General features: G+C 60.4%; 22 protein-coding genes and 1 pseudogene. 9 read left to right on the forward strand and 14 right to left on the reverse strand.

Annotation, left to right across the window (positions count from 1 at the left end):
* Window positions 1–109 precede the first annotated feature (109 nt).
* The 3 genes from grxD (at window position 110) to AM571_RS10830 (ending at window position 3,107) form a co-directional block, all read left to right on the forward strand.
* Complete coding sequence (gene grxD, locus AM571_RS10820) at window positions 110–442, forward strand: Grx4 family monothiol glutaredoxin (protein WP_022715234.1); 333 nt, start codon at window positions 110–112, stop codon at window positions 440–442.
* A 139-nt stretch (window positions 443–581) separates the two neighbouring features.
* Window positions 582–1,787: a multidrug effflux MFS transporter gene (locus tag AM571_RS10825; RefSeq protein WP_074061397.1), complete on the forward strand. Its 1,206-nt coding sequence runs from the start codon at window positions 582–584 to the stop codon at window positions 1,785–1,787.
* A gap of 39 nt (window positions 1,788–1,826) precedes the next feature.
* On the forward strand, window positions 1,827–3,107 hold the full coding sequence (locus tag AM571_RS10830; protein ID WP_074061398.1) for a multidrug effflux MFS transporter: 1,281 nt from the start codon (window positions 1,827–1,829) through the stop codon (window positions 3,105–3,107).
* A 128-nt stretch (window positions 3,108–3,235) separates the two neighbouring features.
* Here the strand turns inward: AM571_RS10830 and AM571_RS10835 are convergent, their stop codons facing one another.
* The gene (locus tag AM571_RS10835; protein WP_074061399.1) at window positions 3,236–3,484 is read right to left on the reverse strand and encodes a DUF982 domain-containing protein; all 249 of its coding nucleotides are present in this window, start codon (window positions 3,482–3,484) and stop codon (window positions 3,236–3,238) included.
* Between the two features lie 207 nt (window positions 3,485–3,691).
* Here AM571_RS10835 and AM571_RS38010 point away from each other — a divergent pair, with 207 nt between their 5' ends.
* Window positions 3,692–3,820: a hypothetical protein gene (locus AM571_RS38010; RefSeq protein ID WP_257788081.1), complete on the forward strand. Its 129-nt coding sequence runs from the start codon at window positions 3,692–3,694 to the stop codon at window positions 3,818–3,820.
* Between the two features lie 123 nt (window positions 3,821–3,943).
* Here the strand turns inward: AM571_RS38010 and AM571_RS10840 are convergent, their stop codons facing one another.
* From AM571_RS10840 to AM571_RS10880, 9 genes are all read right to left on the reverse strand, one after another.
* Window positions 3,944–4,768: an inositol monophosphatase family protein gene (locus AM571_RS10840; protein WP_074061400.1), complete on the reverse strand. Its 825-nt coding sequence runs from the start codon at window positions 4,766–4,768 to the stop codon at window positions 3,944–3,946.
* Between the two features lie 44 nt (window positions 4,769–4,812).
* Window positions 4,813–5,682, reverse strand: a complete 870-nt coding sequence (gene ttcA, locus AM571_RS10845; protein WP_074061401.1) for a tRNA 2-thiocytidine(32) synthetase TtcA — start codon at window positions 5,680–5,682, stop codon at window positions 4,813–4,815.
* A 56-nt stretch (window positions 5,683–5,738) separates the two neighbouring features.
* Entirely contained in the window at window positions 5,739–6,668 is a 930-nt protein-coding gene (locus AM571_RS10850) for a glutaminase (RefSeq protein WP_074061402.1), read from the reverse strand.
* 71 nt (window positions 6,669–6,739) lie between these two features.
* The gene (gene rpsD, locus AM571_RS10855; RefSeq protein ID WP_074061403.1) at window positions 6,740–7,357 is read right to left on the reverse strand and encodes a 30S ribosomal protein S4; all 618 of its coding nucleotides are present in this window, start codon (window positions 7,355–7,357) and stop codon (window positions 6,740–6,742) included.
* A 480-nt stretch (window positions 7,358–7,837) separates the two neighbouring features.
* Window positions 7,838–9,346, reverse strand: coding sequence for an ATP-binding protein (locus AM571_RS10860; protein ID WP_074061404.1), 1,509 nt, complete (start codon window positions 9,344–9,346; stop codon window positions 7,838–7,840).
* A 150-nt stretch (window positions 9,347–9,496) separates the two neighbouring features.
* Entirely contained in the window at window positions 9,497–9,823 is a 327-nt protein-coding gene (locus AM571_RS10865) for an MmcQ/YjbR family DNA-binding protein (protein ID WP_074061405.1), read from the reverse strand.
* A gap of 66 nt (window positions 9,824–9,889) precedes the next feature.
* Window positions 9,890–10,693: a glutamate racemase gene (murI, locus tag AM571_RS10870; RefSeq protein WP_074061406.1), complete on the reverse strand. Its 804-nt coding sequence runs from the start codon at window positions 10,691–10,693 to the stop codon at window positions 9,890–9,892.
* Window positions 10,674–11,504, reverse strand: a complete 831-nt coding sequence (locus AM571_RS10875; protein WP_074063179.1) for an RNA methyltransferase — start codon at window positions 11,502–11,504, stop codon at window positions 10,674–10,676. The genes murI and AM571_RS10875 overlap by 20 nt, the downstream gene beginning before the upstream one ends.
* A 107-nt stretch (window positions 11,505–11,611) precedes the next feature.
* A complete protein-coding gene (locus tag AM571_RS10880; RefSeq protein ID WP_074063180.1) occupies window positions 11,612–12,136 on the reverse strand; it encodes a hypothetical protein in 525 nt (174 codons plus the stop codon).
* 190 nt (window positions 12,137–12,326) lie between these two features.
* On the opposite strand from AM571_RS10880, the gene AM571_RS10885 reads away from it, so the two are divergent.
* The 3 genes from AM571_RS10885 (at window position 12,327) to AM571_RS10895 (ending at window position 14,762) form a co-directional block, all read left to right on the forward strand.
* Window positions 12,327–13,541 carry an NADP-dependent isocitrate dehydrogenase gene (locus tag AM571_RS10885; protein ID WP_074061407.1) on the forward strand — a complete coding sequence of 405 codons (1,215 nt, stop codon included), beginning with the start codon at window positions 12,327–12,329 and terminating at the stop codon, window positions 13,539–13,541.
* 81 nt (window positions 13,542–13,622) lie between these two features.
* Window positions 13,623–14,069, forward strand: a complete 447-nt coding sequence (locus AM571_RS10890; protein ID WP_074061408.1) for a GNAT family N-acetyltransferase — start codon at window positions 13,623–13,625, stop codon at window positions 14,067–14,069.
* A 63-nt stretch (window positions 14,070–14,132) separates the two neighbouring features.
* Window positions 14,133–14,762, forward strand: coding sequence for a glutathione S-transferase family protein (locus AM571_RS10895; RefSeq protein WP_074061409.1), 630 nt, complete (start codon window positions 14,133–14,135; stop codon window positions 14,760–14,762).
* Between the two features lie 63 nt (window positions 14,763–14,825).
* On the opposite strand, the pseudogene AM571_RS37345 reads toward AM571_RS10895, so the two are convergent.
* The 3 genes and pseudogenes from AM571_RS37345 to recA form a co-directional block, all read right to left on the reverse strand.
* Window positions 14,826–15,274, reverse strand: a pseudogene (locus AM571_RS37345) (helix-turn-helix domain-containing protein); the annotation flags it as partial.
* Window positions 15,275–15,456: 182 nt separating this feature from the next.
* Window positions 15,457–18,117 carry an alanine--tRNA ligase gene (gene alaS, locus AM571_RS10905; RefSeq protein WP_074061411.1) on the reverse strand — a complete coding sequence of 887 codons (2,661 nt, stop codon included), beginning with the start codon at window positions 18,115–18,117 and terminating at the stop codon, window positions 15,457–15,459.
* 153 nt (window positions 18,118–18,270) lie between these two features.
* A complete protein-coding gene (gene recA, locus AM571_RS10910; RefSeq protein ID WP_074061412.1) occupies window positions 18,271–19,359 on the reverse strand; it encodes a recombinase RecA in 1,089 nt (362 codons plus the stop codon).
* A gap of 232 nt (window positions 19,360–19,591) precedes the next feature.
* Between recA and AM571_RS10915 the strand changes: the two genes are divergently transcribed.
* Window positions 19,592–20,533, forward strand: coding sequence for a carbohydrate kinase family protein (locus AM571_RS10915; RefSeq protein ID WP_074061413.1), 942 nt, complete (start codon window positions 19,592–19,594; stop codon window positions 20,531–20,533).
* Window positions 20,534–20,563: 30 nt separating this feature from the next.
* Window positions 20,564–21,490, forward strand: coding sequence for a pseudouridine-5'-phosphate glycosidase (locus AM571_RS10920; RefSeq protein WP_074061414.1), 927 nt, complete (start codon window positions 20,564–20,566; stop codon window positions 21,488–21,490).
* A gap of 29 nt (window positions 21,491–21,519) precedes the next feature.
* Here the strand turns inward: AM571_RS10920 and cckA are convergent, their stop codons facing one another.
* Window positions 21,520–24,129, reverse strand: coding sequence for a cell cycle histidine kinase CckA (gene cckA / locus AM571_RS10925; RefSeq protein WP_074061415.1), 2,610 nt, complete (start codon window positions 24,127–24,129; stop codon window positions 21,520–21,522).
* Window positions 24,130–24,217: the final 88 nt, after the last annotated feature.

The following is a 24,217-nucleotide window of genomic DNA, read 5'->3' on the forward strand; positions in this document are numbered from 1 at the left end:
GCTTATCTTTTTTGATTTTGGCGGCTGGAATTTGAGCCGTCACATGCTATTTAAGGCTCACGATTGAAACGGCAGGCCTTTAACCTGCCTGTTGGAAGGATTAGGCCTTATGAGCGGTATAAACGAATTCATCGACAACGAAATCAAGACCAACGACGTCGTCCTTTTCATGAAGGGCACGCCGCAGTTTCCGCAGTGCGGTTTCTCCGGCCAGGTCGTCCAGATCCTCGATTACCTCGGCGTCGACTACAAGGGCATTGACGTGCTAGCCGATTCGGAAATCCGCCAGGGCATCAAGGACTATTCGAATTGGCCGACAATCCCGCAGCTTTACGTGAAGGGCGAGTTTATCGGCGGCTGTGACATCGTGCGGGAAATGTTCCAGGCGGGCGAGTTGCAGCAGCATTTCCAGGAAAACGGCGTGACGGTTCGCGCCGCTTGACAGGTCACCGGGCGTCCGTCCGGTTTCCAAATCTGTTCTAATTCGAGTTCAAGGCGCTGTGCCAACAGCGCCTTGACCTGTTTATGGGATTTTCATCGTGACAGATTCATCTCAAGCCGTGTCCGCGGGCCAGACGCCCATGGGCAAGCGTGAATTCATCGCGCTGGCTGCCTTTTTGATGGCAACCAACTCACTGGCGATCGATATCATGCTGCCGGCTCTGCAGCAGATCGGCTCCAATCTGGGCGTGGAAAGCGAAAACCACCGGCAATTCGTCGTCTCGTCCTATCTTCTCGGCTTCGGTGGCGCTCAGCTCTTCTATGGCCCGATTTCCGACCGCTTCGGCCGCCGCCTGCCGCTTCTCGTCGGCCTGGCAATTTATATCGCGTCCGCGATTGGGATTGCTTTCATACCCTCGTTTGCCGGCTTGCTCGTTCTGCGTTTCATCCAGGGCATCGGATCTGCCGCCACGCGAGTCATCACCATTTCGATCGTCCGCGACATCTACGGCGGCCGGCAGATGGCCGAAGTCATGTCGCTGATCATGATGGTGTTCATGATCGTGCCGGTCGTCGCGCCCGGCAGCGGCCAGATCATCATGCTCTTTGCGAGCTGGCACATGATCTTCGTCTTCATCGCCGCAATGGGGGCGGCAATCGCCGCATGGACCTTCTATCGCCTGCCCGAGACGCTCGATCCGCGCAACATGCGGCCCTTCACGGCGCGCTCGATCCTCAGTGGTTTCCAGCTCGTTCTGACGAACCGCATTGCACTTTGCTATACGCTTGCGACGACCTTCATCTTCGGCTCGCTATTCGGATTCATCAACTCCGCTCAGCAGATCTATGTTGGCATTTACGATCTCGGCGTTTATTTCCCCTTCGCCTTCGCCGCTGTCGCGGTCTTCATGTCGATTGCGTCGTTTCTCAATTCACGCTTCGTCGGCAAGTTCGGCATGCGTCGGCTGTCGCATGGATCGCTGCTCGGTTTCGTCGCCGTCAACACGCTGTGGATGATCGTGCAGGTCGTTGGCCCGCAGCCCATGCCCTTCTTCCTATTCATCGGCTTCTTCGGCATTGCGATGTTCCAGTTCGGCTGGATCGGGTCGAACTTCAACTCGCTCGCCATGGAGCCCCTCGGCCACGTGGCGGGTACTGCCTCCTCCGTCCTCGGCTTCATGAGCACGATCGGCGGCGCAATCATCGGCGCGGCTATCGGTCAGGCCTTCGACGGGACCGCGTTGCCGATGGTCTCGGGTTATTTCGCAGTGTCGATCATCGGACTCGTCTTCGTCCTGATTGCCGAGAAGGGCCGTCTGTTTCGGCCTCACAATCCGCGTCTCTGAGCGATCCACTTTCCATTTTACATTCACTGGATTTGACGAATGGTCCTGCAGCATAAACCGCACACTGAAAACCAGGGCTCCAGCCGCATCGGCATGGGATTTACGGAATTTGTCATAACCATTGCGATCATGACTGCCAGCATCGCCATGGCAATCGACAGCATGCTGCCGGCGCTTCCCGCCATCGGCCGCTCGCTGAGCGTGACGAGCACCAACGACGCACAACTGATCATCGGCGTCTTCTTCTTCGGCTTTGGTGTCTCGCAGATCGTCTTCGGCAGCCTCTCCGACACCTTCGGCCGCCGCCGCATCCTGCTCGGCGGCCTTGCCGTCTACGTGCTGGCGATGTTCGGCGCGGCACTGATCGGCAGCTTCGAGATGCTGCTCGTCATGCGCTTCGTCCAGGGAATTGGTGGTGCCGCGGTGCGTATCACCACGATGGCGATTGTCCGCGACTGCTTCGGCGGCCGCGAAATGGCTCGCGTCATGTCCTACGTGATGATCGTCTTCATGATCGTGCCGATCGTCGCGCCTTCCGTCGGCCAGCTGATCATCAGCTACGCCGACTGGCACTGGATCTTCATCCTGCTCGGCATCGTCGGCGCGATCCTCTTCCTCTGGGCGCTGCTGCGCCTTAAGGAGTCGCTGCCGGTCGATGAGCGCATCCCGCTCTCTGTCGGCTCGATCATCGATGGCTTCAGGACAGTTCTCACCAACCGCATCACCTGCGGCTATATGATCGGGCTCACGATGTTCACGGGCGTAATCAGCGCCTATGTGATCTCCGTGCAGCAGGTTTTCGGTGAAGTCTACGGCCTGGGCGATTGGCTGCCGGTCGCCTTCGCGGCAACGGCAGGCGGCATTGCCATCGCCAATTTTGCCAACGGCTTCTTCGTGCGCACCTTTGGCATGCGCCGCATCTCGCACACCGCAATGATCCTCTTTACGGTGATTTCGGCATTCGGTTACGTCATGGCGCTCGATGGCAATGTCAATTTCGCGTTGGATTACGCTCTGTTCTCCATTCTGCTGATGATGTTTGCAGTCATCGCCACCAATTTCACGGCAATCAGCCTCGAACCGATGGGCAATCTTGCAGGCACGGCGACCGCCATCACCGGCTTCGTCTCGACCTCCGTCGGCGCGCTGCTCGGAGGAGGCGTCGGCCAGCTTTTCAATGGCACCGTCCAGCCGCTCTTTGCCGGCTTTGCGGTCTTCGGCACGATCAGCATTGTCGCCACGCTCTTTGCCGAAAAGGGCAAACTCTTCACCCACCCGGGCGACAGCCCGCAACCCGAGCCGGGTGCTGCGCATTTGTGAAATCTGGCCGCGTCAGACGCGGGCTGAGACATCATCGCGTTGAAAAATGACTGGCCGCGGGCCGGTAGGCCCCAGTCTTTGCCGGTACCGAACGGATCCCCAATATCAGCGGAACCGATCACAGCGGATCATACAACATATTCCAGGTGCGCCTCGCTGGCGGCGACCAAAAACTTCTTGCGCACCTCAGCGGCCGGTGTCGCATCGTTGAAGGCATCAAGACATGTGACCTCGGCGCGGTAAAGCGCCGGGCCATCGTGGATCGGCCATTCGGTGACCATCAGCTTGTAGGCATGGTGGACCGTTCTGACAACGCGAAAGCGCCCGCCGAGTTTGATCCTGACGGGCTGGAATTTGCCGATATCCTTTTTCCCCATGACGCAGTACCTCACGCAAAACATTCGACTCAACGAATCACCTGGCGACTCGTTCCAGCGCAATCGCACGGGCAGCGAGCAAACTGACGGGCACGCCGCTCGCAATGATGCGGATGCCTTTTATGACGTTCTGTTCATCTGGCGTTCATATTTCTTGTGGCCATCGCCCTTTCGGGCTAGTCTGCCCTGGCAACGATGGAGCAAGAGATGATCAAGACCACCGTCGCGGCTTCTGTATTTGCCGCTTATGCCTTTGCGATGTTCGCAATCGCATCCCTTCCGCAAAACTCGCCCGGCATCCCGGTCGATCAGGTGACGACGAGTTCCACGAACTAAACGCAGCCCGACGCGAAACACCCCGCTTTGAAGCGGGGCGGTATCGTGATCAAATCAGCTTGGGAGGAAATATGTCTCTCCCTCTATGTCGGGCATTGATCGAGGCTTACGCCCCCCAAGGTCTCACACCGTGAAAACTTCCCGCCGCAGCAACTCCCACGACGCCTTGTCCGGAGCGACCAGCAACCCGCCGTCGACGTGATGCGGCAGGTAAGCCGTTCCATCGAAACGCGCCGCATGGGCGCCTGCCTCCTGGCAGATCAGCGTTCCCGCCAGATGATCCCACGGCATCAGCTTGTTGTACATCAGGTAATGCACGTGCCCCGACGCGAATGTCCTGTATTCATGCGCGGCGCAGCGGTAGTTCACGAGAAAGCGTACCTTTGCGAGATTCGAGAGGATTTCCGGACGCTTCTCTTTCGGCAGGTAGCCGGTCGACGCCATACCGACCATCTGTTCCAATGCCACCGGCGCTGCCACGGAAAGCCGCTCCGACTCGCCCTCCGGCCGTCGCAGCCAGGCGCCGCTCCCCTTCTCCGCCATCACCCAGTCGTCGCCCATGGGGTCGTAGATGATGCCCGCAACGGTTTCACCCCTCGACACGACCGACGCCATGACGCCGAAGGCGGGAATGCCGGAAGCAAAATTGAAGGTGCCGTCGACCGGATCGACGACGATCGCAAGATCTGCTCCCTGCAGCTTGCCGAGCAGCGCAGGATCGGCAGCAACCGACTCCTCGCCGATGAAGACTGCACCCGGCCATCGTTTTGCCGCCTCAGCCTTCATCATCCGCTCAGCCTGCTCATCGGCTTCCGTTACCAGGTCAGTCGCCTCGGTCTTGACCCGTACGTCACCGCTGCCAAGCTTTCGGAAGCGCGGCAGTATCTCGGCCTTCGCCGCCCGCCTGAGGAGATCGCAGAGCGTCGTCACGTCAATTGTCGAAGTCATCGCATGTCCTTATTTTGAGCGTAAGCCAGTTACGCGCTCTTCGGTTACGGCTCTGTGACCATCAGGGCGGAGAAATCGAAAAGCTTCGGATCGAGCAGGTGTGAGGGGTTCACATGCGCGAGCGCCCGCAGCATCGTGTCCTTGCGGCCCGGCATGCGTCGCTCGATATCCGCAATCATATCCTTCATCGCATTGCGCTGCAGGCCGTCTTGCGAACCGCACAGATCGCAGGGGATGATTGGAAACTGCATGGCAGCCGCAAATTTCGCCATGTCGTCCTCGGCGCAATATGCAAGGGGCCTGAGCACCATGAGGTCGCCCTCGTCGTTGAGCAGCTTCGCCGGCATGGAGGCGAGACGCCCGCCATGGAAAAAGTTCATGAAGAAGGTCTCGAGGATATCCTCGCGGTGATGCCCGAGCACCAGGGCATCACAGCCCTCCTCCCGCGCGATGCGGTAAAGGTTGCCCCGGCGAAGACGAGAACAGAGCGAGCAGTATGTCCCGCCCTCCGGTACCTTCTCCTTCACGATCGAATAGGTATCCCGGTGTTCGATGCGGTGCTTCACGCCGATCTTCGTCAGATAATCCGGCAGGACATGCTTCGGAAAGTTCGGCTGGCCCTGGTCGAGGTTGCAGGCGATCAGCTCGACCGGCAGCAGTCCACGCCATTGCAAGTCGAGCAGCAGCGCCAGCAAACCGTAGGAATCCTTGCCACCGGAAATGCCGACCAGCCAGCGCTTCTGACCCTTCAGCATGCCGAAATCGTCGAAGGCTTGGCGAACCTGCCGGAGCAGGCGCTTGCGCAGTTTGTTGAACGAGACGGAATGCGGGGCATCGGCAAAGAGCGTATGGCCGGTCACGCCGTCTTCGGCGGCCTGTCGGAATTCCTCATCGATGTTGGCTGCGATATTCATCGTCCTACCCACTCCAATAATTCTGCCTTAGCAGAAAGCCTGGCGTCAACGAAGCATCAATCGCCGAAAACCGACCAGCCTGTGCGCGCTGCAAGCATTTCCAGCGCAACGGCCCCAAGCTGCGAATTGCCCACCTTGTTCAAACCTGGCGACCAGGCGGCGATAGAGGCGACCCCCGGGGCAACGGCGAAGATGCCGCCGCCGACGCCGCTCTTGCCGGGAAGGCCGACATGATAGGCGAAATCGCCCGAGCCGTCGTAATGGCCACAGGTCAGCATCAGAGCATTGATGCGCCGCGCACGCTTCGGCGACACGACCGAATGGCCGGTCATGGGATTGCTGCCGCGGGCTGCAAGGAACAGCCCGGCCTTTGCTAGTTGCTTGCAACTCATAGAGAGCGCGCATTGATGGAAATACACGCCAAGCACATGTTCGACCGGATGATCGATGTTCTTGTAGGCGCGCATGAAATTGGCGAGCGCGAAATTCCGGTATCCGGTCTGCGTCTCCGAGCGCGCCACCTTCTCGTCGATCGTTACCGATTCGTCGTCGGCGAGATAGCGAACGAAGCGCAGCAGCTCACCTATCGCTTCGCGCGGCGCATGACCTGCCATCACGACGTCGGTGACAGCGATTGCCCCTGCATTGATGAAGGGATTGCGCGGGATTCCATGCTCATGCTCGAGCTGGACAATAGAATTGAAGGCTGAACCGGAAGGCTCGCGCCCGACGCGCTTCCAGAGTCCCTCGCCGACCTTGCCGAGCGCTAAGGTCAGCATGAAGACCTTGGAAATGCTCTGGATGGAGAACGGCACGTCGGCATCGCCTGCGCGGTAGATCTTGCCGTCGACCGTCACGACCGCCATGCCGAACTGGTTAGGATCGATCTTTGCAAGCTCGGGGATATAGTCTGCGACCTTGCCCTCGCCGATACGGGGCGCCAGCTCCTTGTAGATGCTGTCGAGGACGGCCTGCAAATCTACCATGGCTTCTCTCCAGAGAACAAAAAAGCCGCCCAGCAGGCGGCTTTTCCGTATGCGAAAACGCCTCGCGTTGATTAACGCGAATAGAATTCGACCACCAGATGCGGCTCCATGACGACCGGATAGGGAACGTCGGAGAGCGAAGGAACGCGGGCGAAAGTCGCAACCATCTTGTTGTGATCAACTTCGATGTACTCCGGAACGTCGCGCTCAGCGAGGCCGACGGATTCCAGGACGGTCACGAGCTGCTTCGACTTCTGGCGAACCTCGATGACGTCGCCGGCCTTGCAACGGTAGGAACCGATATTGACGCGAACCCCGTTCACAGTCACGTGGCCGTGGTTCACGAACTGGCGGGCAGCGAAAACGGTCGGAACGAACTTGGCGCGATAGACGATCGCGTCGAGACGGGACTCCAGAAGACCGATCAGGTTTTCCGAGGTGTCACCCTTGCGGCGGTTGGCTTCGTCGAAGATCGCGCGGAACTGCTTCTCGCGCAGGTCGCCGTAGTAACCCTTCAGCTTCTGCTTGGCGCGCAGCTGCACACCGAAGTCCGAAAGCTTACCCTTGCGGCGCTGGCCATGCTGGCCCGGGCCGTATTCGCGGCGGTTCACCGGGGATTTCGGACGGCCCCAGATGTTTTCGCCCATACGGCGGTCAATCTTGTACTTGGACGATTCGCGCTTGCTCATCGTATTTCCTTTCAGAGTGTTAGGACGGTTCTTTACAAAACCGCGCGAAGGAAACACGCCCTCCTTTGGCCTTCTTTCGAAAGCCCGACAGGACTATCCCATTACGCGAACAGGACAAATCCACGGGACATGTCAAATGAAACACCGGACATTGCTGCCCGGTGCACGCGGTCTTTAGGGGCTCGCCATAAAAATGTCAACAGCGGAGGCACGTTAAGGGATATGGCGTTTATCGCTATATTCAGCAGTCCATTGATCGCTAGCGCGAACGTCACATCGGTGGATCGAAAACTCCCAGGACAATTGGACGATATTGTGAATTGTCCGCCTGATGTTTGGCAATGCGAGCCGAACTAGAAGCTCATCGAAGATATGAGTTCTGACCGTGCCGGTAATATGACCTTGTAACGTTCGACCGACGCATCACCGAGCCCGTCCGGCGATGGCAAGGCCTTTATCTGTCAAAAAGTCAGCTGTGGGTTATTCCGCCGCCTGTCGCGCATCATCAGGCGCATTCGCATCGCCCGGCGCAGTCTGGCAGTTCATATCCGGGAAAGCTACGATGCGCTTACCCGCGAAATCCGTGTGCACGACGATCGTACCCTGTTCCTCGAAATAGCCAAGTAGGCGCCTGGCCCTGCGAGCCGAATGTGTGCCGTAGGCGCGCGCTATGCGGGCGTCGGATGGGCAAGGCTCGCCGCAGACCGCGGCCTTGGCCAGCATCAGGAACACGCCCTGCAGATCGTCGGTCACGCCGGTTGAAAGCGACAGCGCCGTCGCCCAGGTTCCCGTCCCGGCCGTTGCGGCATCGACGCCCGACCGCGAGATTGCCACGTGCCGGCGGAACTCCGGCAGCGACATCGGTGGCCCGGGCATGCGGCGCATGCGCAGCCGCACCAGGAATTCCTGATAGAGTACCGAATCCGTCCGGAAGCTCGAAGCCGGATCGTCGAGGATTTCCCGAAGCACGGCCGTAAGCCGTTCCTCGCGCTCCTCGGCGGTGAGATCCGGATGGTTTGCACGCGCCTCGGCCGGCACTGCCGTCGCAGCGGGCGCGGAACGCGAAAGTTCTGCCAGAATGTCCGTCGTCGGCCGCGGCGCCGGTGTCGCCCGGCGCATGACTGGTCTCTGGAATTCCTCAGGATCAGGCGTAAAGATCAGATCCTCGACATCCCGCGGGGCATCGGGCAGTGGCATCAGCTTCGGGCTCGACGAACGCGCCGACGTTTCCACGGCACCGATCTGGATGGGCAGCGGACGGCGCGAGAGTGCCGGACCGAGGGCCACGAAGTTGCCGCGCTTCAGATCGCGGAACATTTCCGCCTGGCGCCGGTCCATGCCGAGAAGATCGGCGGCACGGGCCATGTCGATGTCGAGGAAGGTACGGCCCATCAGGAAGTTCGAGGCTTCCGCCGCAACGTTCTTCGCAAGTTTCGCAAGGCGCTGCGTGGCAATCACGCCCGCCAGCCCCCGTTTGCGGCCACGGCACATCAGGTTCGTCATGGCGCCCAGCGACATCTTGCGGGCGTCTTCGGAAACATCGCCACCGACCGAAGGGGCAAACATCTGAGCCTCGTCGACGACGACGAGCACCGGGTACCAGTATTCGCGATCGGCATCGAACATACCGTTAAGAAAAGCGGCCGCAGCGCGCATCTGCTGCTCGATGTCGAGGCCTTCCAGCGTCAGGACGCAGGAAACGCGATGCTGGCGGATACGGTTGGCAATGCCGGCAAGCTCAGCTTCGGTCCGCTCGCCATCGACGACGACATGGCCGAATCGGTCGCTGAGCGTGACGAAGTCGCCTTCCGGATCGATGATGACCTGTTGGACCCACTGCGCGGACTGTTCAAGCAGCCGTCGCAGCAGATGCGACTTACCGGAGCCAGAATTGCCCTGAACGAGAAGGCGGGTCGCCAGAAGCTCCTCGATATCGAGCGTCGCCGGGGTGTTCCCTGACGCCATTCCCATATCGATACCAACCTGCAAAGCAATGACCTATTCAGATGAGACTCAATGATACGAAGCGCCATTGTCTTGAAACGGCGCACTTCGGTCTATCAAAGATTTCCGCGGATTTCGCCCACACGATTGCGAAACCCACAGCGAATGCGGATCGTCCCCAACGCGGTCTGGCGCTCATCGCCGGGCCGGCTTCCTAGGCTGCGCATGCGCCCATGCCATGCGCAATGCATTTTCGAGATCCTCCCCGCCCAGCCGCGACAGTTCGGCGGCGGTCCAGCCCCGCCTGCCCCATGCGTTCGGCACCGGCGAGAAGGCATCTGGTAACATCATGCACTTGAATTGCTGTTCGTCGGGCGTGAAATTGAAGTTCGCCGTCCGGCCGTCGGCACTGAGCGTGACGTAGATCCGGGCGACCTTGAACGCCATTCGATCGAAATGCGGGGCCACGACCGTGCCTTCCAGTGATAGCGCGATGCGCCGCAAGTCCTCGCCCGTCGCCATGTCACGCCTACCTTCGACATTGATCCGCACGTGCCCAGTACCTATCACGATTGAGTACCGGAAGCGTCACCTGACTTTCAGCCCGAAACCCTGCATCAAGCGTGTCGTGGAGAAATCCGGATTGCCGGTGGTAAAGACCGCAAAGTCGAAATCGTCGGGGTGAACGGAATCGGCCACCTGCGGCACAAGGCTTCGCGCCCGCCTAGCGATTGCCTCCGCCGGATCAAGCCAATCCACGGGCCATGGCGCCAGCCTCCGGAAAAGATTCGCCATGAAGGGATAATGCGTGCAGGCAAGTACGACGATGTCCGTCTTGCGGCCGTCCTTTTCGACAAAGCATTGGTCGATCTCCGTCATGACGGCCTCGTCCGAGACGGCATCACCGCGGATATAGGCCTCCGCCATGCGCGCCAGGTTTTCCGAGCCGACGAGGCGTACATGGCATTGCTGTGCGAAGGACTGGATCAGATCGCGCGTATAGGCGCGTTTGACCGTACCGGGCGTAGCAAGCACGGAGACGAGCCCGGATCGCGTCCGCTCGGCGGCGGGCTTGATCGCAGGCACAGTACCGACGAAGGTCGTCTGGGGAAAGGCTGCGCGTAGATCGGCACCGACCAGCGTGAAGGCCGTATTGCAGGCGATGACGCAGACTTCCGGATCATACTGGCCAAGAAGCCTGCCAAAAAGCGTGATGATACGCTCCTTCAGCGCCTGCTCTTCCCAGCCCCCATAAGGAAATCCCGCATCATCGGCGATGTAGATGAAGCCGCGTTCCGGCATCAGCACACGGGCTTCGCGGAGCACGGTGAGCCCCCCGATGCCGGAATCGAAGATCAAAACCGGTTTCAGCTCATTCGCCGCTGATGTCATCTTTTGGCTGTTCCTTGGCGTCTGCAGGCGGACGGCTTCCGCGCGGATACTTGCGCGAAAAGCGGTCAAGGGAGGATATCACACCGCGCAGTACGCTGATTTCCTGTTCCGTGAAGGCGCGGCGGGAAAGGACTGCCCGCAGATTGTCCACCATTTTGGGCTTTTTCCCGGCAGGATGGAAGTAATTGCGTGCCTCTAGCGCCTCTTCCAACTGGTCGAAAAGGCCGAAGAGCTGTTCCTTTGTCGATTGCGTCTGCGACATCGCCTGGAACGGCACGGCACCGGCATCCTCCATGCCGGATTTCATCCACTCGTAGGACATCAAAAGCACAGCCTGCGCGATGTTCAGCGAGGCGAAGGCGGGATTGACCGGGAAGGTCACGATCTCGTCGGCGAGAGCCACTTCCTCGTTGGTGAGGCCCCACCGTTCACGGCCGAAAAGGATGCCCGTGCCTTCGCCCGAGCGAAATTTCGCCCGCAGCGTTTCAGCCGCCACCACCGGGGAACGCACCGGCTTGAAGCCATCGCGTTCGCGCGCCGTCGTCGCATAGACGAAATTGAGGTCAGCGACCGCCTGCTCCAAGGTGTCGAAAACCTTCGTGCCTTCGATGACATGATCGGCTTTTGAGGCGGCAGCCTGTGCCTTCTCGTTCGGCCAACCGTCGCGCGGATTGACGAGGCGCAGTTCGGCAAGGCCGAAATTCGCCATCGCGCGCGCCACCATGCCGATGTTCTCGCCCATCTGCGGCTCGACCAGAATGATGACCGGCCCTTCGGCTAAAAGTTTACGCTCGCTGTTCGTGCCTGCCATGAATGCCGTCCTTGCTTTCATGCGGGGAATAGCTTTGCACGATCGAAACGGCAAGGCCCTGCCGCAGGATAGACCTCTGGGAGGCGGCGCCGATCAACTCGCAGTCTTCACCCGCCCTTGGCGATGGTCACCATTTCCGCCTTCAGCGACCGCAGTTCCTTCGGCCCGGCACTCTCCATCATGATGTCGTCGATCAGTGGCTTGCTGCCATCAGTGACCATCTCGAAACGTACTGACGAGATCGTCTGCGCCTCAGGACCAATGCCGCAGGCCATCTTGCGGAAGCGCACGACGATCTCCTGCCTGCCCTCCGCAGCCCCCTGAGGTGTCAGCGTCAGGTCTTGGAGCGGGCATGCGTCCTGGGCATTGACGATCACGTCATGGTCGAAGGGCGAGATGCCCTCCTCCATCGCCGGGTGCTTCAAAGCCTCCTGATACTTTGCGACAAAATCCTTGCTGTAGAGTTTGTCGAGCGTTGGGGGGTCGAATATGTCGATCCATCCGGTGTCGTTGCCCGACCAGTTCTTGACGGTCGCATCCATGATTTCCTGCACTGGCGCCGTAATCTCCGCTCCGTTGCAAACCGCAGGAAGGCCAGCAACGGCGAGAAGCAGAAGGGCGATCTTCCTCATGTTGAAATATCCGCTCCGAAAGGCAATTTCGACGGACACTAGCCGAGTCTCGAAACTTGGCAAGGCACGCCAAAATGCGCTTCGAACGGCGCTTGCGGCTTTGCGTTCCCGGCTCGCAATGCTATAGCGCTCGGGATTTTCCATCACCCACCGGGACATGCGTCCCCATCCAAGCTTACGAGGCAGATACATGAAGAAGATCAAGGTCGCCAATCCCGTCGCCGATCTCGACGGCGATGAAATGACTCGCATCATTTGGCAGCTCATCAAGGACAAGCTGATCCATCCGTATCTCGACCTCGACATCGACTACTACGATCTTTCGGTCGAAAACCGGGATGCGACCAATGATCAGGTCACTGTGGACGCCGCCAACGCCATCAAGAAATACGGCGTCGGCATCAAGTGCGCAACGATCACGCCGGACGAAGCACGCGTGAAGGAATTCAGCCTCAAGGAAATGTGGAAGAGCCCGAACGGCACGATTCGCAACATCCTGGGCGGCGTCATCTTCCGCGAACCGATCATCTGCAAGAACGTTCCGCGCCTCGTTCCGGGCTGGACCCAGCCGATCGTCGTCGGCCGTCACGCCTTCGGCGACCAGTACCGCGCAACCGACTTCAAATTCCCTGGCAAGGGCAAGCTCACCATCAAGTTCGTCGGCGAAGACGGTCAGGTCATCGAGAGGGAAGTCTTCAACGCGCCGGGCGCAGGCGTTGCCATGGCCATGTACAACCTTGATGAATCGATCCGCGAATTCGCCCGCGCCTCGATGATGTACGGCCTGATGCGCAAGTGGCCGGTCTACCTCTCGACGAAGAACACCATCCTCAAGGCCTATGACGGCCGATTCAAGGATATCTTCGAGGAAGTCTACGAGAGCGAATTCAAGGATCAGTTCAAGGAAGCCGGCATCACCTACGAGCACCGCCTGATCGACGACATGGTCGCTTCGGCGCTGAAGTGGTCCGGCGGCTACGTCTGGGCGTGCAAGAACTACGACGGCGACGTCCAGTCCGACACTGTCGCCCAGGGCTTCGGTTCGCTCGGCCTGATGACCTCGGTTCTGCTTACCCCGGACGGCAAGACGGTCGAAGCCGAAGCCGCTCATGGCACGGTCACCCGCCACTACCGCCAGCACCAGAAGGGCCAGGAGACCTCGACGAACTCGATCGCCTCGATCTTCGCCTGGACCCGCGGCCTCGCGCACCGCGCCAAGCTCGACGACAATGCCGAACTCGCCCGCTTCGCCTCGACGCTGGAAAAGGTCTGCGTCGACACCGTCGAAGCCGGTTTCATGACGAAGGACCTGGCACTGCTGATCGGCCCTGACCAGCCGTGGCTCTCAACCACTGCCTTCCTCGACAAGATCGACTCCAACCTGCAAAAAGCCATGGGCGCCTGAGGCACCTTGAGATATCGAACAAACAAACGGCGGGTTCTTCCCGCCGTTTTCATTTCAGGGAGAAGAATGGGGAGCACAACAATGTCTACGACCATCCGCCCGCTGCAGCCGTCTGATCGCCTCGCCTGGGAGGCTCTGTGGGCCGCTTATCAGCAATTCTACCAAGTCGTTATTCCGCTGGAGACCACTGGGCTGACCTGGAGCCGCTTCCACGACCCGGCCGAAGAGATGTACGCACTTGGCGCCTTCGACGGCGATGATCGCCTCACCGGCATCGTGCACGCCATCTTTCACCGCTCCTGCTGGCTGCCGCAATGGACCTGCTATCTGCAGGACCTTTATGTCGAAGCCGACAAGCGCGGCCTTGGAACAGGGGCGGCCTTGATCGAGGCCGTTGCCGAACTTGCGCGCAAGAATGGCGCCGGGCGCCTCTACTGGATGACACATGAGACCAATGTGACGGCGCAGCGCCTCTACGACCAGATCGCCGAACGCTCCGGCTTCATCCAGTACCGCAAATCGCTTTGAGCGAAAGGCTTGATTTTGCTTAAGCCCACGCTAAACCGGACTTAAGAACAAGTGGAGGAAAACATGGCGCAAGAGCTGGTATTCTATACGAACCCGATGTCGCGCGGCCGTATCGCCCGCTGGATGCTGGAAGAGACCGGCGTTCCCTACCGCACGGAAATCATGACCTTTGGCGGCACGATGAAGGCGCCGGAATACCTGACCGTGAACCCGATGGGCAAGGTGCCGGCGATCCGCCATGGCGATACGATCGTCACGGAATGCGCCGCGATCTGCGCCTATCTCGCCGAGACCTTTCCGGAACACGAGCTCGCTCCAAGACCGAATGAACGCGGCAGCTATTACCGATGGATGTTTTTCGCCGCCGGTCCACTTGAGGCCGCTGCCACGAACCGTGCACTCGGCTTTGTGACACCCGCCGAAAAAAGCAGGATGGCTGGCTACGGCAGCTTCGGCGACGTCATGGACACGCTCGAGAAAGCTGTCAGCGCCTCGCCCTATATCGCCGGCGACCGCTTCACCGCCGCCGATGTCTACGTCGGTTCGCATATCGGCTGGGGCATGGGCTTCGGCACGTTCGAAAAGCGCCAGGCCTTTGCGGATTATCTTGGCCGCGTGACCAACCGCGACGGCTACAGGCGAGCCACCGCGCTGGACGACGAAGCGTTGAGATCTTCCCCGCCTTCTGCATGACGTCGTGGCTTCGTGCAGCCGCGCGCCGCCGACGTCACCAACCAGATCTCCGGTTCTGTCAGGGCCGCGGGCATGGAGTACGCAGAAGAGCGTCTCGAAGGCCTTGCAGATCTGTATACGGGAACCTGTATGGGGAATGCATGATCAATCGATCGGCACTGTCTTGCGTAAGGTTATGTCGAACAAGGCAGCTCTTTTTCCGTTAGGTGAGGTTTCAAGGGTTTTTTAGACTTCCCTTTTTCCGGTAGCGCCCAGGCGGCTTGCCGTAGGCCGACTTGAGATGCGGTTGAAAGATTGGTGATTGGGGTGGCCGGATCCCTTCGCAATCTCGCTGATAATGAGATCCGTGCGGACGATATCGCCTGCCGCGCAATGCAGCCGCAGCCGCTTGACGGCGCCGCCAGCGTCTTGCCGTAAACTGCGTGATAAATCCTGTGCCAGTGATGGCTCGACATGCCGGCGATTCCAGCAAGGAGCTCCATATCCAGATCCTCGTCGAGATGACCGTGGATCTAGGCCAAGACCCGCCGCAAGCGGATCTGGTTTCCAAGCCGTTTCGCCATCTCGTGCAAATCGTTCGGCTGCAGAAAACCGTAACCGATTTGACAAATCCTGCGGAACTGCGTCCCGTTCACCCGGGCAAACAGAGGCGGAGGGTTAGCCTCCGCCATTCGAACCGGAATGGCAGATGAAATCAGCTTGCGAGCGCTGCCGCCACCGCCTCGATCGCCAGGTCGGCCTTAGAGCCGTCTGGACCGCCCGCCTGTGCCATGTCCGGCCGACCGCCGCCGCCCTTGCCGCCAAGGGCAGCAGATGCGACGCGCACGAGATCGACGGCGCTGAAGCGCGCCGTCAGGTCCGGCGTTACGGCAACGACTGCACTCGCCTTACCGTCGTGCGAAACGCCGATCAGCGTCACGACGCCCGAGCCGATGCTGGACTTGCCATCATCGGCAAGGCCCTTGAGATCCTTCGGATCGACGCCGGTAACCGCCTTGCCGAGGAATTTTACCCCGGCGACCTCCCGCGTCGCGTCCGCCGAGCCGCCCTGCCCGCCGCCCATGGCAAGCTTGCGCTTGGCATCGGCAAGTTCCCGCTCGAGCTTGCGGCGTTCGTCCATCAACGCTTCGACGCGCGAGAGTACGTCGGCAGGCTGAACCTTCAGCGACAGAGCAAGCGCTTTCACGCGCTCGTCCTGTTCGGCCAGATATTCGCGGGCGGTATCACCGGTGACAGCCTCGATGCGGCGGACACCCGCGCCGACGGCACTTTCTCCGAGGATGCGCACAAGCCCGATCTGACCGGTCGCGGAGACATGCGTGCCGCCGCAAAGTTCGATCGAATAGGGCTTTCCGGCCTTCGTGCCGCGCACGCCCTGCCCCATAGCGACGACGCGCACTTCATCGCCGTATTTCTCGCCGAACAGCGCCATCGCCCCTTCGGCAATCGCGTCGTCGACGCTCATCAGCCGCGTCGTTACCGGCGCGTTCTGCAGCACGATCTCGTTTGCCATCTCCTCGACGACCTTGAGCTCTTCGGCAGACATCGGCTTGGGATGCGAAACATCAAAACGCAGGCGTTCGGGCGCGACCAGCGAACCCTTCTGCGCCACGTGCGTACCTAGCACTTCGCGCAGCGCCTCATGCAGCAAGTGCGTTGCCGAATGATTGGCGCGCAGGCGCGACCGGCGGGCATGGTCGACAGTCAGCGCGACGGCATCGTCGGCCTTCAGCGAACCTTCGACAACAGTCCCTGAATGCACGAACAGGCCTTCGCCCTTCTTCTGCGTATCGGTGATCTCCACTTTCGCATGGTCCGAGCTGATGATCCCTGTGTCGCCCATCTGGCCGCCTGATTCGCCATAGAACGGCGTCTGGTTGACGACGATCTGCACCTTGTCGCCGGTCGAGGCGGATGGGACGGCAGCGCCGTCCCTGACGATCGCCTGGACGACGCCTTCGGCGGTCTCCGTGTCGTAGCCCAGGAATTCGCTCGCGCCATGCTTCTCCTTGAGTTCGAACCAGATGGTCTCGGTCGCCTTGTCGCCTGAGCCGGCCCAGTGCGAGCGGGCTTCTGCCTTCTGGCGCTCCATCGCATCGGTGAAGCCGGCGAGATCGACGCCGATTTCGCGGGCGCGCAGCGCATCCTGCGTCAGGTCGAGCGGAAAGCCGTAGGTGTCATAGAGCTTGAATGCCGTCTCGCCGTCGAGCATATCGCCCTTGCCAAGCGTCGTCGTCGCCTCGGAAAGCAGCGACAGACCGCGCTCCAGCGTCTTGCGGAAACGGGTTTCCTCGAGCTTCAGCGTCTCCGAAATCAGTGCTTCGGCGCGCGCGAGCTCCGGATATGCGCGGCCCATCTGCTGGACGAGCGTCGGCAGCAGCTTCCAGATCAGTGGTTCCTTGGAACCCAGGAGTTGAGCATGGCGCATTGCCCGGCGCATGATGCGGCGCAGCACGTAGCCACGGCCCTCGTTCGACGGCAGCACGCCATCGGCAATGAGGAACGCGGAGGAGCGCAGATGATCGGCGATGACCCGGTGGCTCGCCCGGCGCTCACCCTCGGCCTTGACGCCCGTTGCCTCTTCCGAGGCTTCGATCAGCGCGCGAAACAGATCGATATCGTAATTGTCGTGCTTGCCCTGCAGCACGGCCGCCACGCGTTCCAATCCCATGCCGGTATCGATCGAAGGACGCGGCAGGTCGACACGCTCGTCCTTCGTCAACTGCTCATACTGCATGAAGACGAGGTTCCAGATCTCGATGAAGCGGTCCCCGTCTTCTTCCGGAGAGCCGGGCGGGCCGCCCCATATGTGATCGCCGTGATCGTAGAAGATTTCCGAACACGGACCGCACGGGCCGGTATCGCCCATCGCCCAGAAATTATCGCTGGTTGGAATGCGGATGATCTTTTCGTCCGAAAGCCCGGCGATCTTCTTCCAGAGGTTAAAGGCTTCGTCGTCCGTATGGTAGACGGTCACCAGCAGGCGCTTTGCGTCGAGGCCGAATTCCTTGGTGATCAGGTTCCAGGCCAGCTCGATCGCCCGTTCCTTAAAATAATCGCCGAAGGAGAAATTGCCGAGCATTTCGAAAAACGTATGGTGTCGCGCGGTATAGCCGACATTGTCGAGGTCATTGTGCTTTCCGCCGGCGCGGACGCATTTCTGCGCCGTCGATGCCGTCCTGTAGGGGCGCTGTTCCAAGCCGGTGAAGACATTCTTGAACTGCACCATGCCGGCATTGGTGAACATCAAGGTAGGGTCGTTGCGCGGCACGAGCGGGCTCGACGGCACGATCTCGTGGCCGTTCGTCTTGAAAAAGTCGAGGAAGGTCGACCGGATATCGTTCACGCCGCTCATGCTATGCCCTTCAATGCTGCCCAAGGCAGGTCAAACTCAAATCCAGTGGCTTTTATCGTCCGCATTAACCACTGTCCAGCAGACAAAGAGAACCGGCCGCATTCTGATCAAGGAATGCGGCCGGTTTCGATAAATCGAAGCTGAAGCTACAAATTACATATCCGTGTCTGTATCGTCATCGTTTGCATCTGGCCCGCCATTTTGCAGGAATCGGTCCGCAATCAGTCCCGCATTCTGCCGAAGCGCCATCTCGATCTCGCGGCCGAGATCCGGGTTGTCGCGGATGAAGAGCTTGGCATTCTCCCGGCCCTGGCCGAGACGTTGGCTGTTATAGGAGAACCAGGCCCCGGACTTCTCGACGATGCCGGCCTTGACGCCAAGGTCGATCAATTCGCCAGTCTTCGAGACACCCTCGCCGTACATGATGTCGAATTCCACCTGCTTGAAGGGAGGCGCCATCTTGTTCTTGACGACCTTGACGCGGGTCTGATTGCCGACAACCTCTTCGCGCTCCTTGACAGCGCCGATGCGGCGGATGTCGAGGCGGACGGAGGCGTAGAACTTCAGCGCGTTACCGCCTGTCGTCGTTTCGGGCGAGCCGAACATGACGCCGATCTTCATGCGGATCTGGTTGATGAAGATGACCATGGTGTTCGACTTGGAGATCGATGCCGTGAGCTTGCGCAGCGCCTGGCTCATCAGGCGGGCCTGCAGGCCAGGAAGGCTGTCGCCCATCTCGCCCTCGATTTCGGCGCGCGGTGTCAGCGCTGCAACGGAGTCGACGACGAGAACGTCGACGGCGCCCGAGCGCACCAGCGTATCGGTGATTTCGAGCGCCTGCTCGCCGGTATCCGGCTGCGAGATCAGGAGGTTCTGGAGATCGACTCCGAGCTTGCGGGCATAGACCGGATCGAGCGCATGTTCTGCATCGACGAATGCGCAGATGCCGCCCTTCTTCTGCGCTTCGGCGATCGTCTGCAGGGCAAGCGTCGTCTTGCCGGAGCTTTCCGGTCCGTAGATCTCGATGATGCGGCCTTTGGGCAAACCGCCGATGCCGAGCGCGATATCAAGGCTGAGGGAACCGGTCGAAATGGTTTCGATCTCGACAACGTTCTCGTTGGAGCCGAGTTTCATGATCGAGCCCTTGCCGAACGACCGCTCAATCTGTGAGAGTGCCGCTTCAAGCGCCTTGCTTTTGTCCACCGATTTGTCCTCTACGAGCCGCAATGAATTTTGAGACATCCGATCCACCTTTAGGTTATTGAAGCCGCTTGAGCAATGTCTGGTTTGTACCCTATTTGTTCCGATCGCGCAATGGCTGCCCAAACAGTTGAAAGAAAAAGGTAAAAAAGCCCGTGTTCTATGTATGTTTTATCACTGCAAAGCAACGCCTTAGGAATCGTAACGCCAAGGATGGCGCATGCGGCGCCCTGGTACGATTCGTTTCATCCAACGGGTGGGGGCACTCCGGCCGATGAAAAGAATCCTCGTTCTCGGCGGCGCCCATATCGACCGGCGCGGGCGCATTTCCGGCGAGACCGCGCCAGGCGCCAGCAACCCGGGCGCCTGGTTCGAGGAACCGGGCGGCGGCGGCTTCAATGCTGCGAGAAACCTTGCACGTCTCGGCGTCGACGTCACCATGATTTCGCCGCGCGGCGGCGACCCGGCGGGCGAGATGGTGACGGAGGCTGCAAATGCAGCCGGCATCACCGACCGGCCCTTCGTCTTTCTCGATCGCCAGACACCGAGCTACACGGCGATCCTGGAGCGGGACGGCAACCTGGTGATCGCGCTCGCCGACATGGAGCTTTACCGTTATTTCGTCCCGCGCCGGCTGGCGATCCGCTGGGTGCGCGAAGCCTTCGCCTCAAGCGACCTCATCCTTTTCGATGCGAACTTGCCCGAAGAGACGATCGTGGCGATTGTCAGCCGGGCCAATAGCCTTGGCGTACCTGTGGCCGCGATTGCGATATCGCCGGCCAAGGTGGTCAAGCTCAAGGCCTGCATCGGTGGCATCGACCATCTCTTCCTCAACGAAGCGGAGGCCGCAGCCCTGACCGGCCAATGCCCGGACAAGCCGGAGGATTGGGTGTCACTGCTTGGTGACATCGGCCTGAAGAGCTGCGTCATCACGCGCGGACAGCGCGAACTGATCGCCTTCGGCAAAGGTGGTACCTTCTGCCTGCAGCCACCACCGGTCGAGACCATTGCCGACGTAACGGGCGCCGGGGATTCGCTTGCAGCCGGCATCCTCTCTGCCTTGATGCAGGACCTGCCGCTCGAGGAGGCCCTGCGGCACGGCGTGGCCGCTGCTGCACTCACGGTCCAGTCACCCTATGCCGTCAACGAAAAACTCTCGTCGGAACTGCTTGCCGAAACGCTAGCCCTTGTTCAGCGTGCCAGAATTCTACATTGAAGCGGCAACATCGATGAAACGGAAGAGACAATGACGAAACCGATCTCCCCCCTCCTGCCCGTCTCCTATTCCAAGGAGGTTGCCGCCGCAAAGCAGCGCGGCGCACCGCTGGTGGCGCTTGAATCGACGATCATCACTCACGGCATGCCCTATCCCGGCAATATCGAAATGGCTCGCAGTGTCGAGGCGATTATCCGTGAGCAGGGTGCCGTTCCCGCAACGATTGCCGTCATTCACGGGGTCCTGCATATCGGCCTGGAGCCGCAAGAGCTCGAGAAGCTCGCGAAGGAAAAGGACGTGATGAAGGTCTCGCGCGCCGATCTCGCCTTCGCGATCGCCGAGCGCCGCACCGGTGCCACAACGGTTGCTGCCACGATGATCGCCGCAGCCCGTGCCGGCATCAAGGTCTTTGCGACCGGTGGCATCGGCGGCGTGCATCGCGGTGCCGAAGTAAGCTTCGACATCTCGGCAGACCTGCAGGAGCTTGCCCGCACCGGCGTCATCGTCGTGTGCGCCGGCGCAAAGGCGATTCTTGATATTCCAAAGACGCTCGAGGTACTGGAGACCAGCGGCGTTCCCGTCGTCACCTACGAGAGCGCCGAATTCCCCGCCTTCTGGTCCCGTTCCTCTGGCCTACGCAGCCCGCTGACGTTGAACAGCCCGGCCGCCATCGCCAATTTCCAGATCACCCGCGAACAGCTCGGCATCGAGGGGGGCATGCTGATTGCCAATCCGGTTCCGGAAGAAGATGAAATTCCGCGCGAGGAGATGGAAATCTATATCGAGCGGGCACTCGACAGCGCCGAGCGTGACGAAATCAGCGGCAAGAGCGTGACGCCCTATCTACTCGGCACGATATTCGATCTGACAGACGGCCGGAGCCTTCAGACGAATATCGCGCTTGTCGAGAACAATGCACGCCTGGCAGCAGAAATTGCCGTGGCGCTCGACGATTGAGATCATGACGGGAGGCGCTCGCCGCCTCCCTATTCGCTTTCCAGGGTTTCCTTGACGACGACGGCGAGCTGCTTCAGCGAGAAGGGCTTCGGCAGGAACCCGAACTTGGCGTCCGGCGGCAGGTTGCGGGCGAAAGCGTCTTCCGCATAGCCGGAAACGAAGATGAATTTCAGGTCCGGATATTTCTTGCGCAGTTCGCGAAGCAGCGACGGCCCGTCCATTTCCGGCATGACGACGTCAGAAACGACGATATCCACCTTGCCGTCCAGTTCGTCCATGATGTCGAGCGCTTCGACGCCCGAGCCGGCCTCGTGCACAGTGTAGCCGCGCGTTTCCAGCATGCGCTTGCCGCCACGGCGCACCGCTTCCTCGTCCTCTACCAGCAGAATGACGGCGTTGCCCGTCAGATCTTCCGGTTGTTCGGGCTGAGGTGCGGCCGGCATTTGTGCTGCCGCGCCCGCCTCGGCCGCCGCAACAGCATCCGCTTCGGCGGCGACAGCCGCGTCGATGACGTGGCGCGGCAGGAAGACCCGGAAGGTCGTTCCCTTCCCGACTTCGGATTCCGGCTGAATATAGCCGCCGGATTGTTTGACGATGCCGTAGACCATCGCCAGCCCGAGACCCGTTCCCTTGCCCACCTCCTTGGTCGTGAAGAAGGGCTCGAAAATCTTGTCCATGATGTCGGGCGCAATGCCGGTGCCGGTATCGGCCACCTCGATCAGCACCATGTCCTCATGCGGCATGAAGGAATAATTGAAAGCGGCCACCTCCGCCGCCGTCACGTTGCGGGTGCGCAGCGTCAGCTTGCCGCCTTCGGGCATCGCGTCGCGCGCATTGACGCAAAGGTTGATCAGCACCTGCTCGAACTGGGACAGGTCAGTCTTTACCGGCCAGAGATCGCGGCCGTATTCGACATCGAGCTTGACGTTGGTGCCGGATAACAGCCGGTCGACAAGCATGCGCAGGTCGCCCACGACGTCCGTGAGGTTCAATACCGTCGGACGCATCGTCTGCTTGCGCGAGAAGGCAAGCAGCTGGCGGACGAGAACCGCGGCGCGGTTCGCATTGCGCTTGATTTCCATCAGGTCTGCAAAGCTTGCATCAGATGGGCGCGCTTGCAGCAGCAGGTGGTCGGAAGACAGAAGGATCGCCGTCAGCACGTTGTTGAAGTCGTGCGCGATTCCGCCGGCAAGCGTGCCGACCGCATTCATCTTTTGAGTCTGCGCCATCTGCGCTTCCAGCGCCTTCTGCTCCGTCATCTCGACGGCATAGACGATCGCTGCCTCTTCCGGCGCCTCGTCGCTCTGGTCGATGACGGCGTTGACGTAGAAACGGAAATGGCGCGCTTCGTCGTTGGGCATGCGCGAGTCGATCGGCGGGATATCCCCCTGGCGGTCCTTTGCCGCCACCAGGGCATCCTTCAGCCTCTGTCGATCGCTTTCCTGAAGGATCACTTCGAGCGCTGCGCCATTTTCGACGTCATCGCGCGAAACGATGCCGGAGAAGAGCTTGAGGAATGGTGCATTCGTGCGCAGGATCCGACCGTCGCCGTCGACCGATGCGATCGCCATCGGCGTGTTATTGAAGAAGCGCGTGAAGCGCATCGCCGCGGCAGAAGCGGATTGCTCGTTTTCGCCGCCCGATTGCCGCCTGAGCACGATCGTCCGGCTCTCGCCCGGCGCCCCATCTCGCATGGACGTCACGCTGTGTATGATCTGCACCGGCAGGCTCTGTCCGTTCGCCTTCTTGAGGTCGAGGTCGAGCGTATCGGTTTTCTTGAGGCCGGGCTCGGCCTGAACCGACTGGATCAGTGCCAGCCCGCCGCCCGCCACGAGATCTCCGATCGTCATCGAGCCGGGCACGAACTTAGTAAGATCGAGCCCCAGCCATTCGGCAAGGGTTGCGTTCAGGTAGAAAATCTCGCCCTTGCGCCCTGCCGAGAAGAAACCTGCCGGCGCATGGTCGAGGTAGTCGATTGCGTTCTGCAGTTCCTTGAAGAAGCGCTCCTGATCGTCTCGTTCGGCGGTAATGTCGCTAATCTGCCAGATATGCAGCGGCTTGCCGGCGCCTTCCTCGGGTCGCAGCGTTCGCGCCTTGAGACGGTACCAGTGAGCGCCGGAATTGTTCGTTGCCGGGCCAAGGGAGCGCAGCAGACGGAATTCCTCCTGGCCCTCCTTGCCCTCGCGCAGCCCGTTCGACAGACGGTAGAGCGCTTCGTTCGATTCGCGGTGGCGAGAAAGCAGCGCTTCGAGCGTCTGCACTTCGGTCGGTTTGCGGGCGCCAGTCAGCTTGCCATAGGCCGCATTGGCATAAATGATCCGGCCCTTGCCATCGGTAATCAGCGAACCGTCCGGATGGCTATTGAGAAATGACCGGGCGAGGCTATCCGACTGCCGCTGGGGCATGACCTCGATGAAGCCGATGACCGAGGAAACAAGGAAGAAGATGCCGACCATGGCCAGCACGCCCAGCACGCCGAGGACCATTTCGTTTTCGAGCGAATCCTTGAAGTACACAAAGCTGCCTGCGGCTGCGACAAGCACAAGCGCCAGAAGAATGATGCGAACAGCCGTTCCCGAGCGTCCTCCGCGATCCACGATCGGGGCATTGTAGTCGTCAGCCTGACGTGGTGTCGTCATCTATTCCTCACATGAGCCTGTCCAACATTCGCTTATAATCTCAAGACAAAGCAGGAATCAGGCGTTCGTTCCTTCTTAGCAAGTTGCT

This window comes from Rhizobium etli 8C-3, assembly GCF_001908375.1.
Classification (GTDB): domain Bacteria; phylum Pseudomonadota; class Alphaproteobacteria; order Rhizobiales; family Rhizobiaceae; genus Rhizobium; species Rhizobium etli_B.

Bases quoted from the DNA above. Each gene is read 5' to 3' on its own strand.
- grxD (WP_022715234.1), top strand. From the start codon at position 110: ATGAGCGGTATAAACGAATTCATCGACAACGAAATCAAGACCAACGAC.
- AM571_RS10825 (WP_074061397.1), top strand. From the start codon at position 582: ATGGGCAAGCGTGAATTCATCGCGCTGGCTGCCTTTTTGATGGCAACC.
- AM571_RS10830 (WP_074061398.1), top strand. From the start codon at position 1,827: ATGGTCCTGCAGCATAAACCGCACACTGAAAACCAGGGCTCCAGCCGC.
- AM571_RS10835 (WP_074061399.1), bottom strand. From the start codon at position 3,484: ATGGGGAAAAAGGATATCGGCAAATTCCAGCCCGTCAGGATCAAACTC.
- AM571_RS38010 (WP_257788081.1), top strand. From the start codon at position 3,692: ATGATCAAGACCACCGTCGCGGCTTCTGTATTTGCCGCTTATGCCTTT.
- AM571_RS10840 (WP_074061400.1), bottom strand. From the start codon at position 4,768: ATGACTTCGACAATTGACGTGACGACGCTCTGCGATCTCCTCAGGCGG.
- ttcA (WP_074061401.1), bottom strand. From the start codon at position 5,682: ATGAATATCGCAGCCAACATCGATGAGGAATTCCGACAGGCCGCCGAA.
- AM571_RS10850 (WP_074061402.1), bottom strand. From the start codon at position 6,668: ATGGTAGATTTGCAGGCCGTCCTCGACAGCATCTACAAGGAGCTGGCG.
- rpsD (WP_074061403.1), bottom strand. From the start codon at position 7,357: ATGAGCAAGCGCGAATCGTCCAAGTACAAGATTGACCGCCGTATGGGC.
- AM571_RS10865 (WP_074061405.1), bottom strand. From the start codon at position 9,823: ATGGCGACGGGCGAGGACTTGCGGCGCATCGCGCTATCACTGGAAGGC.
- murI (WP_074061406.1), bottom strand. From the start codon at position 10,693: ATGACATCAGCGGCGAATGAGCTGAAACCGGTTTTGATCTTCGATTCC.
- AM571_RS10875 (WP_074063179.1), bottom strand. From the start codon at position 11,504: ATGGCAGGCACGAACAGCGAGCGTAAACTTTTAGCCGAAGGGCCGGTC.
- AM571_RS10880 (WP_074063180.1), bottom strand. From the start codon at position 12,136: ATGAGGAAGATCGCCCTTCTGCTTCTCGCCGTTGCTGGCCTTCCTGCG.
- AM571_RS10885 (WP_074061407.1), top strand. From the start codon at position 12,327: ATGAAGAAGATCAAGGTCGCCAATCCCGTCGCCGATCTCGACGGCGAT.
- AM571_RS10890 (WP_074061408.1), top strand. From the start codon at position 13,623: ATGTCTACGACCATCCGCCCGCTGCAGCCGTCTGATCGCCTCGCCTGG.
- AM571_RS10895 (WP_074061409.1), top strand. From the start codon at position 14,133: ATGGCGCAAGAGCTGGTATTCTATACGAACCCGATGTCGCGCGGCCGT.
- alaS (WP_074061411.1), bottom strand. From the start codon at position 18,117: ATGAGCGGCGTGAACGATATCCGGTCGACCTTCCTCGACTTTTTCAAG.
- recA (WP_074061412.1), bottom strand. From the start codon at position 19,359: ATGTCTCAAAATTCATTGCGGCTCGTAGAGGACAAATCGGTGGACAAA.
- AM571_RS10915 (WP_074061413.1), top strand. From the start codon at position 19,592: ATGAAAAGAATCCTCGTTCTCGGCGGCGCCCATATCGACCGGCGCGGG.
- AM571_RS10920 (WP_074061414.1), top strand. From the start codon at position 20,564: ATGACGAAACCGATCTCCCCCCTCCTGCCCGTCTCCTATTCCAAGGAG.
- cckA (WP_074061415.1), bottom strand. From the start codon at position 24,129: ATGACGACACCACGTCAGGCTGACGACTACAATGCCCCGATCGTGGAT.